General features: G+C 43.7%; 17 protein-coding genes. 4 read left to right on the top strand and 13 right to left on the bottom strand.

Features of this window, described 5'->3' with window-relative positions; translation table 11 throughout:
* Positions 1–799: 799 nt before the first annotated feature.
* On the bottom strand, positions 800–1,561 hold the full coding sequence (locus ACQCVE_RS17770; RefSeq protein WP_426842521.1) for a sugar phosphate isomerase/epimerase family protein: 762 nt from the start codon (positions 1,559–1,561) through the stop codon (positions 800–802).
* 160 nt (positions 1,562–1,721) lie between these two features.
* Entirely contained in the window at positions 1,722–2,597 is an 876-nt protein-coding gene (locus ACQCVE_RS17765) for an SMP-30/gluconolactonase/LRE family protein (RefSeq protein ID WP_426842522.1), read from the bottom strand.
* Positions 2,598–2,754: 157 nt separating this feature from the next.
* On the opposite strand from ACQCVE_RS17765, the gene ACQCVE_RS17760 reads away from it, so the two are divergent.
* Complete coding sequence (locus ACQCVE_RS17760; protein WP_426842523.1) at positions 2,755–3,954, top strand: PP2C family protein-serine/threonine phosphatase; 1,200 nt, start codon at positions 2,755–2,757, stop codon at positions 3,952–3,954.
* A 75-nt stretch (positions 3,955–4,029) separates the two neighbouring features.
* Here ACQCVE_RS17760 and ACQCVE_RS17755 read toward each other — a convergent pair whose 3' ends face one another.
* Positions 4,030–4,887, bottom strand: coding sequence for a CheR family methyltransferase (locus ACQCVE_RS17755; RefSeq protein ID WP_426842524.1), 858 nt, complete (start codon positions 4,885–4,887; stop codon positions 4,030–4,032).
* Positions 4,888–4,902: 15 nt separating this feature from the next.
* Entirely contained in the window at positions 4,903–7,557 is a 2,655-nt protein-coding gene (locus tag ACQCVE_RS17750; protein ID WP_426842525.1) for an ATP-binding protein, read from the bottom strand.
* A gap of 544 nt (positions 7,558–8,101) precedes the next feature.
* Here ACQCVE_RS17750 and ACQCVE_RS17745 point away from each other — a divergent pair.
* From ACQCVE_RS17745 to ACQCVE_RS17735, 3 genes are all read left to right on the top strand, one after another.
* A complete protein-coding gene (locus ACQCVE_RS17745; protein ID WP_426842526.1) occupies positions 8,102–9,469 on the top strand; it encodes a L,D-transpeptidase family protein in 1,368 nt (455 codons plus the stop codon).
* Between the two features lie 213 nt (positions 9,470–9,682).
* The gene (locus tag ACQCVE_RS17740) at positions 9,683–10,909 is read left to right on the top strand and encodes an ammonium transporter (RefSeq protein WP_426863553.1); all 1,227 of its coding nucleotides are present in this window, start codon (positions 9,683–9,685) and stop codon (positions 10,907–10,909) included.
* A gap of 20 nt (positions 10,910–10,929) precedes the next feature.
* Complete coding sequence (locus ACQCVE_RS17735) at positions 10,930–11,292, top strand: P-II family nitrogen regulator (RefSeq protein ID WP_426842528.1); 363 nt, start codon at positions 10,930–10,932, stop codon at positions 11,290–11,292.
* A 59-nt stretch (positions 11,293–11,351) separates the two neighbouring features.
* Here ACQCVE_RS17735 and gvpU read toward each other — a convergent pair whose 3' ends face one another.
* From gvpU to gvpN, 9 genes are read right to left on the bottom strand one after another with little or no spacing between them, the layout of a single operon-like run.
* Positions 11,352–11,732, bottom strand: coding sequence for a gas vesicle accessory protein GvpU (gene gvpU / locus ACQCVE_RS17730; protein WP_426842529.1), 381 nt, complete (start codon positions 11,730–11,732; stop codon positions 11,352–11,354).
* Between the two features lie 27 nt (positions 11,733–11,759).
* The gene (locus tag ACQCVE_RS17725; protein WP_426863552.1) at positions 11,760–12,542 is read right to left on the bottom strand and encodes a YtxH domain-containing protein; all 783 of its coding nucleotides are present in this window, start codon (positions 12,540–12,542) and stop codon (positions 11,760–11,762) included.
* 37 nt (positions 12,543–12,579) lie between these two features.
* Positions 12,580–12,888 carry a gas vesicle protein GvpJ gene (gene gvpJ, locus ACQCVE_RS17720; RefSeq protein WP_426843332.1) on the bottom strand — a complete coding sequence of 103 codons (309 nt, stop codon included), beginning with the start codon at positions 12,886–12,888 and terminating at the stop codon, positions 12,580–12,582.
* 41 nt (positions 12,889–12,929) lie between these two features.
* On the bottom strand, positions 12,930–13,238 hold the full coding sequence (locus tag ACQCVE_RS17715; protein ID WP_426842531.1) for a gas vesicle protein K: 309 nt from the start codon (positions 13,236–13,238) through the stop codon (positions 12,930–12,932).
* Entirely contained in the window at positions 13,213–13,473 is a 261-nt protein-coding gene (locus ACQCVE_RS17710) for a gas vesicle protein (protein WP_426842532.1), read from the bottom strand. Before ACQCVE_RS17710 ends, ACQCVE_RS17715 begins: the two co-directional genes overlap by 26 nt.
* Positions 13,451–14,293, bottom strand: coding sequence for a GvpL/GvpF family gas vesicle protein (locus ACQCVE_RS17705; RefSeq protein WP_426842533.1), 843 nt, complete (start codon positions 14,291–14,293; stop codon positions 13,451–13,453). The genes ACQCVE_RS17710 and ACQCVE_RS17705 overlap by 23 nt, the downstream gene beginning before the upstream one ends.
* Before the next feature lie 9 nt (positions 14,294–14,302).
* Entirely contained in the window at positions 14,303–14,560 is a 258-nt protein-coding gene (locus ACQCVE_RS17700) for a gas vesicle protein GvpG (protein ID WP_426842534.1), read from the bottom strand.
* The gene (locus tag ACQCVE_RS17695; protein ID WP_426842535.1) at positions 14,557–15,321 is read right to left on the bottom strand and encodes a GvpL/GvpF family gas vesicle protein; all 765 of its coding nucleotides are present in this window, start codon (positions 15,319–15,321) and stop codon (positions 14,557–14,559) included. The genes ACQCVE_RS17700 and ACQCVE_RS17695 overlap by 4 nt, the downstream gene beginning before the upstream one ends.
* A gap of 11 nt (positions 15,322–15,332) precedes the next feature.
* The gene (gene gvpN, locus ACQCVE_RS17690; protein WP_426842536.1) at positions 15,333–16,247 is read right to left on the bottom strand and encodes a gas vesicle protein GvpN; all 915 of its coding nucleotides are present in this window, start codon (positions 16,245–16,247) and stop codon (positions 15,333–15,335) included.
* Positions 16,248–16,250 lie beyond the last annotated feature (3 nt).

Raw genomic sequence — 16,250 nt, 5'->3', positions numbered from 1 at the left:
AGATCGAAAGTACATGTATGACGGGCAAGAGAACTAAGTTCTCTCCCTTTATAAATTAATACCCTATCCAATTTATAAACTTGAAAACATTGTAATGAACTTTTACACAGAAAAATGGACTTGACCCCTGGCAGGAGGCCGGGTTATGCTTTTACCGACGGGTTTTTCTGGTTTATTGTCCGTACTTTTATTTTATTGTCCGTATTCTGGTTTTATTGTCCGTACTTTTATTTTATTGTCCGTATTCTAGTTTTATTGTCCGTACTTTTAATATAAAGACTTTTCGACAAAAAATTTACGGTACTCGGCTCTGGCAGGAGGCCGGGTTATGCTTTTACCGACTGGTTTTTCTGTTTTATTGTCCGTGCTTTTATTTTATTGTCCGTACTTTCGTTTTATTGTCCGTATTCTAGTTTTATTGTCCGTACTTTTAATATAAAGACTTTTTGACAAAAAATTTACGGTACTCGGCCCTGGCAGGAGGCCGGGTTATGCTTTTACCGACGGGTTTTTCTGGTTTATTGTCCGTACTCTGGTTTTATTGTCCGTACTCTGGTTTTATTGTCTGTATTCTGGTTTTATTGTCCGTATTCTATTTTTATTGTCCGTACTTCAGTTTTATTGTCCGTACTTTTGATATAAAGACTTTTCGACAAAAAATTTACGGTACTCGGCTCTTTAAGTAGATGATTAAAAGGGTCGGAGCATCGCCCCGACCCTAAGATTTTCCGCCTCTTCACCTTCTTCGAACTCCTTAAGCCAGGTGTGATCAGCGCCCCCTGTCAAATAGGTGCTCTTATTATGCTTCTACCAGCAGATCCTTTAAGTAGTTATAGCTGATCTCAATACTTTCCAGAGGCGGCCTCTTGCAGACATCCTGCTCTACTACAAGCCATTCTGCTTTTGTCTGCAGCGCTTTTTCCGTAATGGACTTGATATCGATGACGCCAGTCCCAAGCTCTGCAAAAGCCTTGTCCGCACTCTTTTCCATGTCTTTCATATGAACGAGCGGCAAGCGGTTTTTGTAGCGCTCCATCCATTCCAAAGGATTCTTCCCGGCATGTGTCAGCCAGTACACATCCAGCTCGGTCTGAACCCATTCGGGATTGGTCTCTTCTAATACTATCCCAAGACCTGTTTTGCCGTCTTCGTAATCCATCAGCTCAAATTCATGGTGATGGTAGCTTAAGGTCAGACCGGCATTATGGACTTTTTCCCCGATTGTATTCAGTTTTTTTGCCAGTTCGTGGTATTCGGCTTCTTTTTCCATCCGTTCGTACGGATATGCAATGATCAGATGCTTGCTTCCCAGAATCTGCTGTGTCTCGATGTGTTTTTCCAGGTTTGCCTCCATTTCTTTTAAAACGAAATGGCTGCCTGAGGCGCGAAGATTGATTTCATCAAGGTATTTACGGAGTTCTACTGGGTTCACGCCATGGTACCCGGCGAATTCCACTCCATTAAAACCAATCTCAGCTGTTCTTTTAAGCGTTTTCAAAAAATCATTTGAGCATTCATCTCTTAAGGTGTACAGTTGTACAGAAACAGGAATTTGATTCATTCCACGAGCCCCCTCTATCAATTTACTCTCTCATTCTAGCATAATTCTGGAAGCTTCACCCTTTACCTTGGAAAGACCTAAAAAAGCCACTCAGCAAAAGGAGGGCGGAATTCCCGCCTTCCCTGAATTGAGTGTCTTTTGCAGGCAGAAAAGAAATGGTTTACCCCTTATATCTGAAGGTTTTTCTTCCCTTTGTATTGGTTTTCACTTTAAAGATCGAGCCGGCCAGCGGCTGCTTTGCGAGCTCTTCATCCTCCAGGTTCTCGCGGCCGGTTGTTATATACAATTCATCAAGATCTGTCCCGCCGAATGTGCAGCATGTAACCTGTGTCACCGGCAAATGAACTTCTTCAAGCTTATTCCCTGTTTCGGGATTCCATCTCGATACTCTCGACCCATTATAATGAGCGATCCAAAGCATATTCTCTTCATCAATTGTCATCCCATCAGGATGCCCTTCTTCTTCCGGAACTTCAATAACCACCCTTTTGTTAGAAAGAGTTCCAGTTTCCAGATTGTAGTCATAGGACACAACCTTCTGTGTAGGTGTATCAATATAATAGAACGTTTCACCGCTTTTGCTCCAGGCAAGCCCGTTTGATATTCCTGCTTCTTCTATCAGCTTTTGCACCTGATGGTCCTCGCCAATGCTGTATAGGGCACCTTTATTACCCTGTCCTTCTTTTTGCATGGTGCCGGCAACAAATCTTCCTCTCGGGTCGCACTTTCCATCGTTAAAACGGTTATCCGGCTTGTCTTCCTCCGGGTTGATAATAAAGGTTTTTTCTCCCGAGTTCGGATCAATAAAATAGAGGCCTTCTTCTAATGCGGCAATAAAACCGCCTTTTTCAGCAATGGAAATAGCTCCAATTTTCTGTCCGATTTTCACTAATTGATCGTTTTTGGTTTCCGGGTTAAATATATGTATTGCTTCACCGTGAATATCCACCCAGTATAAGAGATTCTCACGGTCATCCCATACAGGTCCTTCAGCCAGAATTGCTTTTGCATCATACACCAGTTCAGCCTGCCCCATTCTAAACCCTCCCTTTCCTCTTATATTTTTTCATTCCCTATAAGCTGTGAAAATATGCTTGCTGGTGAAATTTCAGTCATTCCATAAACACCTTGACTCCCGCTTTTGATCATCTTTTAGTATACTATTAGTATTAAATCTAAGTATGGAGCCGGAAATGAAAATACTAATTGTAGATGATCACCCAGTTAATCTTTTTGTAGTAGAGAAAATCCTGAAAAATGCAGGGTACGAAGACAATGTATCTCTTCCATCTGCCCGGGCATTATTTGACTATTTGAAAATAGACTCACCCGGTTCTGCTCCTCCGAAAGCTGATCTGATCCTGCTCGACATTATGATGCCGGATATGGACGGCATCGAAACATGCAGAAGAATCCAGCAGGTTGAGCAGTTGAAAGAAATCCCCATTATATTTGTCACCGCCCTGGAAGACTCGAACAAGCTGGCAGAAGCTCTTGATGTAGGGGGACATGACTACATTACGAAGCCGATTAATAAGGTGGAGCTTCTTGCCAGAATCCGGGTGGCTTTAAGGTTAAAACAGGAGAAGGACTGGCATGCGGAACAGGAGCAAAAGCTCTCGCACGAACTGGATTTAGCCATGCAGATTCAAAAAAGCCTCTTAAATCCACCGCTTAATGAAAAAAACATCCAAATCCATGTTTCTCACCTGCCTTCAAATAAATTGGCAGGAGATATGTATTATTGGCATCGTTTCAGCGACCACAAATATGGTGTAATCCTGCTTGACATGATGGGACATGGTATCTCTTCGTCTCTAATCTGCATGTACATTTCGTCTGTACTGAGGGATTCCATCAAGCAGCTGGCCGATCCTGTCCTGGTGATTGAGGAACTAAACCGGTACATGGCACTTCTGGCCAATCAGACAAAGGAACATAATTATTATTTTACAGCCATCTACCTTGTGATTGATACAGAATCAAAGACTGTGGAATACGTGAATGCCGGTCATCCGCCCGGCTATGCCTTAGTTGACAGCTCTGAAGTGATCTCTTTGGATAAAGGATGCTGCGCGGTCGGTTTTTTTGAAGAAATTCAAATTACAAGTACAGTTTTATCCTATGATGAGGATATCCAGCTTCTGCTGTTCACAGATGGGGTTTATGAGAATTCCGGCAAAGATGAAGCGGCCGTGCTTGAAAAACTGAAATTCATGGCCAGTCAGAAATGGTCTGGAACTGGCCATTCCCCTATCCACATGCTTGGTTTCCAGGATCAGGAACGCCCTCAGAAGGATGACATGTGCCTGTTAATGATTCAAGGGAGCAGCGATCGTACACCCGGGCCTTCATTGCCCAATGTTAATAAAGGGGAAATGTCCTTCATCTAAAAACAAAAACCCAGGAATGCTCTGCAGAGAGCGTTCCTGGGTTTTTCATTTGTATGCTTAGCTGCCAGAAGCCTGTTATTTTATTTTCCGGTAGATTTTTTCAGCAGGATCAAATTCCTGATAATCGTAAGCTACTTCTGTAAATTTAAGTGATTCTTTATCACCGAGCCCTATGAATCCACCCTCGCACAAGCTTTCATGGAAGAGTCGGTGGACCTGATTTTGCAGGGTTCCTGTAAAGTATATCAGTACGTTCCGGCAAATGATGACATGAAACTCGTTAAACGATTGATCCGTCACCAGATTGTGCTGGGCAAAACTGATATTCTTCATCAGCTCGGGGCGAAAATAGGCAAATCGCTCGTCCGCAGAGTAGAATTCTGAAAATGAGCGGGTTCCCCCTGATAAGAGGTAGTTCTTAGTATAATTTTGCATTTTGGTTAACGCGAACTTTCCTTTTTTCGCCTGATCCAATACCCGTTCATTCATATCTGTCGCATAAATATGGGTTCGTTCAGAAAGGCCTTCTTCTTCAAGGAGGATGGCCATAGAATACACTTCTTCTCCTGTGGAACAGCCGGCATGCCAGATTCTGACTGCAGGCAGTTCACGCAGCCGCGGAACGACTTTTTCCCTGAAAGAACGGAAGAAGCTAGGATTCCGGAACATCTCCGTCACATTGATGGAAAAATCGTTTAACAGGGTATTTAGCATTTCAGGTTCATGGATCGCCCTGTCCAACAGGCTCGAAATGCGGTTGATTTGTTCCATTCTCATCCGGTTTTGAATTCTTCTTCCAATCGAGGATCTCATATAGCCTCTAAAGTCATATCCTGAAAGCCTGTAGATGCCTTCGAGCAGCAAGTCCATTTCTATTTCTTCACGCAAACCCGATGAGGACTCTTCCAGATAATTTAGATCTTTCTCTTCCATTTGCTTCAACCTCTTTTACTTTGTTAGCCAGACCCTCATAGCAGAAAGAAGCTGCTCAATTTTAAGCGGTTTGCTGATATAATCCGAGGCTCCTGCTTCAAGACATTTTTCCCTGTCGTTTTTCATCGCCTTTGCTGTAAGGGCAATAATCGGCACATCCGTCATGCTATACTCCTGGCGAATCATTTTCATTGTCTCATAGCCATCCATTACCGGCATCATGATATCCATCAAGATTAAATCGACCGATTCTTGCCCGGTTTCGAGAAGCTCCAGGCACTTCAGGCCGTTTTCAGCTGTGATGACGTTCATGCCCTCACTCTTTAGGGCTGCTTCAAGAACATAAATATTCCGATAATCATCATCCACAATCAAAACGTTCTTTCCTGCAAATACATCTTCATTTTCTGGAGTATTCGGTGCCGGCATTTCCTGGACTGCAATGGTTTCGGCTCCGACAGCCGCTTCATATTGAGACCGCTGTTCCTCAGATATTTCTGCCAGATCCGGATGGGCAGGAAACGTGAGAGTAAATATACTGCCTTTTCCTTCTTCACTTTCCAGGGTAATCCCTCCGCCAAGAAGCTTGGCGAGTTCACGGCAGATGGAAAGACCGAGCCCCGTGCCTCCATACTTTCTGACAGTCGCACCATCGCCCTGCTGGAATGCCTCAAAAATTACGTCCTGCTTCTCAGGGGGGATTCCAATTCCTGTGTCTTTTACGGCAATCAGGATCTGACCTTCTCCATTTTGATTGATCGAAACCGTAATACCGCCTTCGGTTGTAAATTTAAACGCGTTGGACAGAAGATTTTTAATAATTTGATTCAAGCGCTTTTCGTCCGTATAAACCAAGTCCGGCACGTCGGTGGAATACTCAATATTCAAATACAGTCCTTTTTGGGCTGCTATGTGATCAAAGTTCCGTTCGATATACTCTGGAATTCCTGCCGCATTCACTTCACTGAAATGAATTTCCAGCTTGCCAGACTCAACTTTGGATAAATCCAGAATTTCATCAATCAGGTTAAGCAGGTCCTGGCCTGAAGAGTGAATGATCTCTGCAAATTCCTGCTCTTCAGAAGCAAGTTTTTTCCCTGTATTCTCAGCAAGCATCTCAGAGAGGATCAGGATACTGTTGAGCGGTGTTCTAAGCTCGTGGGACATATTGGCCAGGAACTCGGATTTGTATTTAGAGCCAGCGATCAGCTGCTTCGCCTGTGCTTCGAGCTCTTCTTTTGCCTGTTCAAGCTCTTTGGATTTATCCTCAGCATCTTCGCTTCTCGATTCAAGCTGTTCGTTGATCATCTGCAGCTCCTCTGACTGCATTTGAAGTTCCTCTGATTGAGTCTGCAATTCTTCCGATTGAGTTTGAAGCTCTTCAGTCATGGCCTGGGATTCAGCGAGAAGACGTTTGATTTCCATTTGGCCGAGTACACTGTTGACCGTCAGCCCCATTGACTCGACGAGTGCTTCGAGCAGCTGAATGTGCTTCGGCAAGTATTCAGAAACACTTGCAAGTTCAATGACCGCTACTGCATCCCCTTTGTATAATACTGGAGCAATTAACAGACTGTTTGGCTTGATCTGCCCCAAAGAGGATGAAATTGGCTGATAGTCTTTGCCGATTTCATTGACAGCCATTACTTTTCTATCCAGTGCTGCCTGTCCGGCAAGACCTTCTCCAAGACCGAATGAAGTCTTTCCCAGCTCTTCGTCAAATGCATATCCAGCCTTTTTAACAAACACTTTGCGATCTTTCACGTAAAAGACACCCATTGCCGAACCTGTCATTTCTGCAATATTTTTAAGGAATGTTTCTCCCAAAGGCTCGAGAGAAGAGATCCCTTGATTGTCTGTATTCACTTTATTAATGCCTGTCTGAATCCAGCTTCGTTCTTCCATAACATCCAGAAGACCGTTTGTAGCTACCGCTAAATCCTTGATCTCATCGTTTGTCTTTACCTTCAGACGAGTGGATAGGCTGCCTCCGACTGTCATTGCTTTAATATTGTTGATTACCTGCTGCACGGTGGAAACAACGGATCTGGAAATGGCCAATCCAGTAACAATTGAAATAATAATTGTCACTAGCATAAGGCCGTACATCGTCAGCCGGAGTCCCTGGTTCTGGGCATCCAATTGCTCTGCCCTTTGTTTCGTTAAGCTGAGTTCCGTGCTCCGAAATGATTCAAATTGACCGCGGACCGCCTGAATCTCACCGGAATCGGGACTTTGTTCATAAATTGAGGTGATTTCCTCTTCCTTTCCTTGTTTTTTTAAAGTTATGAGGAGTTCACCTCTTTCTGAAATCCATTCATTGATATTCCCTTTTATCGTTTCCAGCTTTTCCTGCTGGGAAGGGTTATCGCTCAAAAGCACGCCAAGATCCTTGAAGTTTTCTTCTAATTCATCATTGGCAGTCTCAAAGGAATTTGCATAGTCCTCATCCCCTGTTAAGACAAAACCTCTTTGGCCGGTCTGCATTTCAAGCAAATTTGTTTCTGCCTGACCCGTCAGGTTAAAAATCTGCAAATCGTGATTTATAATAAAATTTCTCTGTTTCTGCATTTGGGATATCTGGCTGTTTATCAGCAAAATCGACCCAATTAAACAAATAAGAATGACTGCATAGCCGAATAGGATTTTATTCCTAATTCCGATTTTCATGATTTTCATTCGTCCCCTTCGATAATCTCTTTAAAATTATATACCAATTCCGTCAAACTGCCTATCCTGAAAGCACACTTCCCAATTTTAAAAAACAGGGGAAATTCCACCTGCTCCTGAAGCCTGAGGGTTCCCTTTCACGCAGTCCTTCCCGGCTTGTCATACGCCTGTTAATCATCCTGCCCCCCTTGCATCCCTCTTTAAATCGTGATATAGTACTAGGGCGATGAGCTGAGTTGCATAAGACGGGGGACGCACCTTTAAGGTACAAACGATGTGGCGTTTGGTCCCCCGCCGCAATACGCAGAGGCACCTGATTATTCAGGTGCCTTTTTTATTTCCACTTTTCACGACAGTCGCAATGCCCCATTAAATCCCCCTTGCCGTCTCTTTAATGAACTCGGCACCTTTTTATCCCCTTCAATTAAACACAGCGTTTGCAAAATTTATAGTAAGCTTAATTTCCTTACAAGGTTCTACAATTTTCTATTTTTTCCTGAATTATAATATATTGGTAGTTTCAGATAATCCAAGGGGGAGAAATATGAAAAAGCTCATGTGTCTGATTGTGCTGGCGTTCAGTCTGGTATTGGCAGGGAATGTTCCTGCTGCTTCTGCTGCAGGGGATCAATTGATTATTATAAACAAATCGATTAACAAGCTTGCCTTCTTTGATCACGGCAAACTCATACGGACATTCCGCATTGCTACAGGACGGAACGACAGCCTGACACCGGAAGGGACGTTTAAAATTGTTTCAAAGATTGTGAACCGGCCTTATTATACAAATAGCATCCCCGGAGGCGATCCCCGCAACCCACTCGGTGACAGATGGCTTGGGCTTGACGCAAGAGGTACATACGGGACTACCTATGCCATCCACGGCAATAACAATGAAAGCTCAATCGGAAAATACGTAAGCTCCGGCTGTGTAAGGATGCACAACAGCGATGTAAGGTGGCTATACCCGCAAGTGGAGAAAATGACAAAGGTGATCATTTTGAAATCCGGAGATTCCTTCGAAACGATTGCCCGGAAAAAAGGGTATTCATTAAAATCCCAGTACTCCGCCTATTCAGCAGCCGGCAATCAAGGAAAAAAATTGATGCAGGCCACCGCTAAATACAAAAGCATTATCAGCAGCGGAAGCATAACGAGAATGCATACTCTATATGATGGGGTAACCTCAGAGCTGAGGGCAACAGAAAAAGCCATCGGAAAAGTTCCGGGCAAAAGCAAAAGAAACGATCTTTTGAAAAAATATGTGACACCTGCCAAAATCACGATTGCAGGCAGTATGTACGAAATGTCCCAGCATAGATTGATGCTTTCAATAAAACAAAGCATCTCTTCCGGGCAGATTTCAAAGGCTCAGTCACAGCTTGCCGCACTGGACAGGCTTCAAGCTAAAACCATTCAGTTCAAAAAATCCGGAAGCTACCCGCGCCTGCCTGCCTCGATCTCTGCAAGCCTCGAAGGCCAGGAAGCTGATTTATACGGGATGATTCTTCAAATCAGAACTAGAGATTACAATAAAGCCATAGCTGGATCAAGCATCACTTCTCTTGACAGGCAATACGGAACATTGGTTTCAGCGATTTCCGCAACGGAAAGAGAAATCGGCCAGGTGCCTGGAGCCTCTATTCGCCAGGCTAAGCTAACACAGTATATCAAACCTGCTAAAATATCCCGTGAACGAACGATGAACCAGGTATCTATGCACCGTCTGCTCAATTATATGGATCGGAGCATAAAATCCGGAGCCACTTCAAGAGCAAGACAGAAGATCGCGGCATACGAACAGCTAAGAACACAATCAGCCGCCATTCAAAAAGCACATGGCTACCCATTCCTTCAAAATCTTGAAGATGGATTGAACAAGCGATTTGCAGATTTAAAAACGAAACTCTAAGAGATTTTATCCGATGCTGGTCTTCTCAGAAGATCAGCATTTTTTATGTTAGATTTTCTAACAAAATGTATCTGCTTACATATAAAAATATTGATTTATTTGAAAATTCTTATTGATATTATTTGTTCTTTCACATATGATACTTTATATAACAACCAATGTCATATAAGCTAACATGAAGAAAAACAATGAATATTGAAGGAGGAATTAGCAATGCAGATGGGCGACTCGTTACTTATGTTCGTAGCAACCTTGCTGGTGTGGATTATGACTCCGGGTATTGCCTTATTTTACGGAGGAATGGTCCGGAGCAAAAATGTTCTCAGTACTGCGATGTACAGTTTAAGTTCCATTGCCATCATTTCAGTCCTTTGGATTATTGCAGGCTATTCACTGGCTTTTTCAACAACAGGAAACGCGTTTATTGGAGGGCTTGACTGGATTGGCCTTCAGGGGGTCACCTTTGAGCCTAATCCTGATTACAGCGCCACAATTCCCCACAGCTTATATATGATGTTTCAGCTGACGTTCGCCGTTCTAACATGTGCGATTATATCAGGAGCTTTCGCAGAGCGAATGAGGTTTTCAGCTTTTGTGCTGTTCAGTGTTTTATGGACTTTTCTCGTATATGCTCCCGTAGCCCACTGGGTTTGGGGCGTAGGGGGATGGCTCAGGGAACTTGGTGCTTTGGACTTTGCGGGAGGGAATGTTGTTCATATTTCATCCGGTGTAGCCGGACTGGTGCTGGCGGTTGTCATCGGTACGAGAAAAAGCAAAAATTCTGTTTCCCCGCATAATCTCCCGCTAACTCTGCTTGGAGGCATGCTGATTTGGTTTGGGTGGTTCGGGTTCAATGTCGGGAGTGCCCTTACATTGAATGATGTCGCAATGACCGCTTTCATTAACACCAATACAGCTGCTGCTACAGGTATTATTGGGTGGATCCTCGTTGAATGGCTTATTAATAAAAAACCAACTATGCTCGGGGCTATTTCCGGGGCAATAGCCGGACTTGTTGCCATTACCCCTGCTTGCGGATTTGTTACACCGGCAGCATCGATCGTCATTGGACTCATCGGAGGAGCCGTTTGCTTCTGGGGAGTATTCTTTCTAAAAGAAAAGCTTGGCTATGATGATGCATTGGATGCATTCGGATTGCACGGAATCGGCGGTACATGGGGAGGAATTGCAACCGGTTTGTTCGCGACAACTTCCGTAAACACTGCCGGGGCTGACGGACTCTTCTATGGAAACGCTGTGCTATTGCTAAAGCAGCTGATAGCCATTGGTACCACTTACGTGTTCGTAGGAGCCGCAACCTTCATTCTTATAAAAGCGGTAAGTTTTATTGTCAGCATCCGAGCAAGCGAAGAAGAGGAATCCATGGGACTCGACCTTACATTGCACGGTGAAAAAGCATACCAGGAGTCTAACCTTTAAAAAGCAGGGGGGCAGCATAAATGAGTGAAAAATTAACGAAAATAGAAATCATATCCCGTCCGGACCGATTTGAAGAGTTCAAGCAGGAAATGGGTAAAATAGGCGTCAGCGGGATAACTGTTTCAACTGTGAGAGGATGCGGGCTTCAAAAGGGCTTTACGGAGTTTTACCGGGGGGCTAAAAGAGAAATCAATATGTACGAACGATTGAAGATCGAAATTGTTGTCTGCAAAGTTCCAGTCCAGGATGTAGTGGATCTGGCCTGCAGGATTCTTAAGACCGGCAAACCGGGAGACGGGAAAATTTTCACCTATGAATTATCAAATGCCTACAAAATCAGAACAGGTGATGAAGGCTGCGAGGCGCTGCAAAACAAAGATTAATAATACCGATAAGTAAAAGAAGACCAACCGGGACTCCCGATTGGTCTTCTTTTACTGTATCATGCATCTTCTGAAATCTTGCCGAGGAAAAACCCATCGGTCTGATCCAGTTTTCCTCTCCATAAAAATTCACTTTTTGAAGGAGTAGGCTTGCTGTCTCCACAGTAAATTTTCGTATCCTTTAAATGGATGTACAGGACATCCTCTGCGCTTTCAACATCTTGGCTGCTCGCGTCCATCAGCTTGCCGCTGATGGCTTTTGAAAGCTCACTGCCTCCCTCAAACTTTTCACTCATGTTTCCGAAGTACTCTTTTGCTGAGATGAGGGTCCCGGTAATGAGAGATCCTTTCATGTTTAGCGTAATATCCAGTGAAAAATTATGTTTGTTTGCTGCATGTACAAACATTTCTAATATGCTGTCCTTTGAACTGGCACTCATATCAGGCCCTCCTTGGCTTCCAGATTGTTATTTTGAAGATTGCATCGTATCATCTTCACTCTTGATAACAGTTCCGCTGCCATTGTCTGCTTCTTTTTTAGCCGAAGACGCTGTTTTTCTCGCCTTTGCTGTCCTGGTTCGTGCAGCAGTCTGGGCTGGAGCCGGTTTGGGCTTTTCGGTATCCAATTGTACGGAAGCTGCTGCTTCATTTTCTGCCGGGCTATTAGAAGACGGCTCATTTTCTGTCCCTTCATCATCTGCTTGCTGAGATTGAGAAGATGATGCAGCGCTTTTGGATTCTTCCAGACCCGCTTCATTTTTGCCGGAAGAGGACTCTTCCTGAGCTATACTGTTTGCTTGCTGATCAGAGGAATTTCCACTGCCTGTTTCCTGGCTTTCTGTTTCTGCCTTTGCTTGTTCCTGGTTATTTTCTTGATTCTTTTGATTATCAGATTTAGGCTTCTCATCTCTTTTTACAATGTACAGAGTGGATTTTTTGATTTTTTCAGCAGCTTCCTGAGTTTTGGAAGTTCCTTTATCTTTAAGGGAGTTCAGTTTTTCCTTAGTACTTCCTCCAAATTGCTTGCAGCTGTCCATAACAGAAGCAGATTGCTTTCCGATGGAGTCTCTAACTTCCTTTCCGGATTTTGGAGCTAAAAGCAAGGTTGCTCCAACTCCTGCCAGCACGCCTGCAATAGAGCCTGTTAGAAAGTTTTTGTCAATGGATGGCCGTTTCATTCTGGACTGCTTCTTTCCCTCATTGTTCCCGCTGGCATTCGTACCTGATTGGTTCTGATTATTTTTTTCCATTTTCATTCCTCCTAAGATTCTAATCGTACAGTTTTTGTTATACGAGTCTTTGATTCTCCATTTTTTCTTCAAGCAGCTTGATCCGGTCATTGAGACGTTTGTTTTCTTCCTCGAGCGCCTCGCTGTTTCCGGCTGCCGCTTTTGAGCTTAAATAAGGGTCGTTTTCCCACCAGTCCATGCCAATTTCTTTTGCCTTATCTACTGATGCAACAATCAGCCTGATTTTGATGGTCAGGAGTTCAACATCCGCTAACCCGATTTTAATATCACCGGCTATCACGACTCCTTTATCCAAAACCTTTTCAAGGACATCTACAATAGAACTGGACTGGCTGTTATGCTGGATTTCATTCACCTTTATTCCTCCTCGATTCTTTGGCGGTCCCTTTAGATCAGATTCCCGAGAGGGCCAAGGTCAATATTCAAGTCTTCATCCTTTAAATCAAAGATGTCTTTCATCTCTTCCATCTTGATTTCCAGATTTGCAAGCGCTACTCCTAGATCCTCGATTTGCTGATCCGTTAGAGTGCCGCCGTCTACACGTCGGATGGCGTGCCGTTCAACTAGCTGCCTTAGAAGTTCAATGACTGTTAAGACCAGCTGGGCAAGCCCCTGCTCGGCAGAATCCGGATCAAGATTAATCCTGCCATTGCTGCTTTGCAGCCCTGTTTTAGCGTCTGCGGGATTCTGTGACATGTACAAGCTCCTCTCTTTCCCGATCCATCTCGGTTGATGAAAGGGTTTGGTTTCCACTTGCTTCAACAAGGGTCTCTACTGCTGAAATCAAGACCCTAAGATCTAGATATATTAAATCAATTCCTGCTATTGAGATAATGAGATCCCCTCTCAGCACAACCCCTTTGTCCAGAATGACATCCAGAATATCCAGAAGGGATACATCGCTATTTTCAATTTGCCGGGGCTGATCCATTTTTTATCTCCTCATCTGCTGTCAGACTTGCGAAATGGTACGGAGGCCAGGGACCAGTGGGTTCGAATTTCCATCCCGCTTCGAGATTCGATTCTGCTGCCTCCTGGATTTTCTCTCTGAAAAGAGCGATTTGATCTTTTGGAAGCAGATAAACACTGTTCCAGCACATCTGTTCATCTCTCCCGGTGACGTCCTGGCTCCAAGTCTTCTTGACGGTGCTGTCAGCAGAAAATGGAATCAGTTCTTCGTGAATTTGTTCGCAGATTCTATTTTTTTCAAGTTCCATTTCCCGGTCAACAAGCTGTTCCAGTTTTCTTTTTTCAAAGTATTGTCTGCCTGGAGGAAGCTGGGCCATTTCCTCTTTCTTAGCAAGAACAGTCGGATTGCTATCTCCAAATGTTTCTCTCATTTCCTTATCATTGCTGTATATCTTAACATTCCACTCTTCTTTGCCTTCCAGGTAGCTGAATAAGTCAGCCATTCGGTCCTGATATTGCACAACAGTTTCTTCCAGGCTTTCCATGGAAGAATAGATCGTACAGAATTTAGTCGGAATCAGTGTATATTCCTTCTCAAGCATCATCAGGATTTCATGGTGATGAAAGGCTTTTTCATGAAGCCATTCCACTTCATTCACTTTTTCTTTAATTTGATCCTCCGAATATTCAGCCGGATCAAGTTCACATACAACAGCGTTAACTTTACCGAACTGTGCAGAGAAGCTGTCGCTGGTTTGATCAAACCCTTTAAAGGAGGGCAAAGTCCTTTCAGCCGCTTCTTCTGCAGGTATGAGCCCGTAAAGATAAATCAGGTTCCTCATTTAAATCCCTCACTTCTCCTGGTTCAGCATCTCTTCGTACTCTTTCATTTCAAGGCGCTTTGCCGTTTCGTACCGAAGCAGAAGCTGCTCTTCCTGTTCCTTATATGCCTGCTCTTCAATTTCATCCAGTTCATACATCATTTGAAGCTGGATCAGCTTTTGCTGAATCGTCGGAATATCAAACAATTCCTTATCCGCCTCTTCTTTGATCTTCTCTCCGACCTTTACCACGAGATTCAATGGTGCGGTAAAGAGCTTATGAATCATGACGTTTCTTCAACCTTCAGCTGGATGTTGATGAAATTGTAAGCAGGCCATGGTCCTGAATAATGGAAATCAACCTTGTTTCCCCAACTTTCGTGGATTTCATTAACTTTGCTGTCAAATAACTCCTCATATTTACGGTCTACAAGAAAAGCCCCATTTAACAGCATTTTTTCGCCGATTGGTTTATTTTGATTGGCTGCTTCAGAAACCTGCTGTAGCGGCTCGAATACTTCTTTGTTAACTTGCCTTTGCAGTTTTCCAAAAAACTCCTGAGCCATTCCTCCAAGCTTGATCCGGTCGTAGTAGCCTGCCTCTTCAGACTTTCCTTTGACGGATTCTTTCATTTTCAGAATATCACTTCGCCCGGAAAGTTCTTTGTTAATCCATTCTTCCTTTGCTACTACTTTTAAACCAAGCTCCATTTTTCCTTTTATCTCTGGAAAAAGCTTAGCAAACTGTGGATAAAGATTTTTCAGCAGCATTTGCACGTCCTCTTTTGTTTTGAAAATGTTTCCAAAGCTAATTGGAATAACCGTGTCATTCTGCTTCATTACTGAGGAGACGACCTGCTGATGTGCCATCACGTTCTCTTTGTTTGGATGATAAATTTTCATTGGCACTTCCGCCGCTGCAATAGCGGAATCTTCATAATGGATTGTAAAAATCGGATAATCCTGGCCTTCCAGTACTACAGTTCCAAATGCAGGCTCTGTTTCAGCTGTTTGAATTCCGCAAAAGATATAGATTCCAGTTTCACTCATAATGGTCACCCCTATATTTTCTTGCATTCCGCCTGAATGATTTGGAGAATTTTAGAATCACTCTCGTTTTCAAGCGATTTTCTTAATTGGTACCAGACAATATCCTGGCAAAGCTGCCGGAATGTCTCGTTTTTACCGTCTATTTTAATCTTCTGATCATTTGATAACTGGGCAATCATAATGGATGCCCGAAGACTCGGACCTTCTTTGCCTTCTTTTCTGGATAAATCCCGCAGGTTATTGATAAAACGCGAAATGCTTTTCGCTTCATCAGACGAGACCCCTGATTTTCTTGCAATAATGTTCGCTTCCGCCTCTGGTTCAATAAACGAGAGCGGCATCGTGATCAGCCGGTCCAGGAGCGCTTCCTGAGTTTGATAGACCCCTGCATATTCATCTGGATTGCTTGTGAAAATCACTGTAAATTCCGGGTGGACCTTAACGAAAGGCTCTGTATGCTTCGTTCCATACAGCGGAAGAACCTTTTCTTCCAATATCGATAAAAATAAATTATTCGTTGACGGCTTCGAACGCGTAAACTCGTCGTAGACAAGGGTATAGCCATTTTGGACGGCTTCCAGGAGCCTCCCGTTTTTCCACATTTCTGTTACGTTTTCTTCTTTTTTGTAGACCGTGCGGATATAATTATCCACTACCTTTGAGCTCGTATACCCTGTGAAGGAGCCAATTAAGTCCGCGTTGGAAAGCTCGTGATTTCCATGCATCAGCATCACAGGCCGCTTCCTGCTCTTAGCCAGATTAAGGGCAAGGGTTGTTTTCCCGACTCCTGATGGCCCTGTGAAATGAACTGGATAACCGGCTTTCATATAGGAAGCAGACCGCTGCAGAATTTCATGGAAGGCCTCTTCATAAAATGAGTCCTGTCTCTTACCCGGTGCTGGTTTTGATTCTTTTAATACGGTCATTCA

Origin of the sequence: Metabacillus sp. 113a (assembly GCF_050107635.1) — a bacterium.
Classification (GTDB): domain Bacteria; phylum Bacillota; class Bacilli; order Bacillales; family Bacillaceae; genus Metabacillus_B.
Note: the sequence above shows the minus strand (reverse complement) of the source record. Positions and strands in the feature narration are given on the sequence as shown.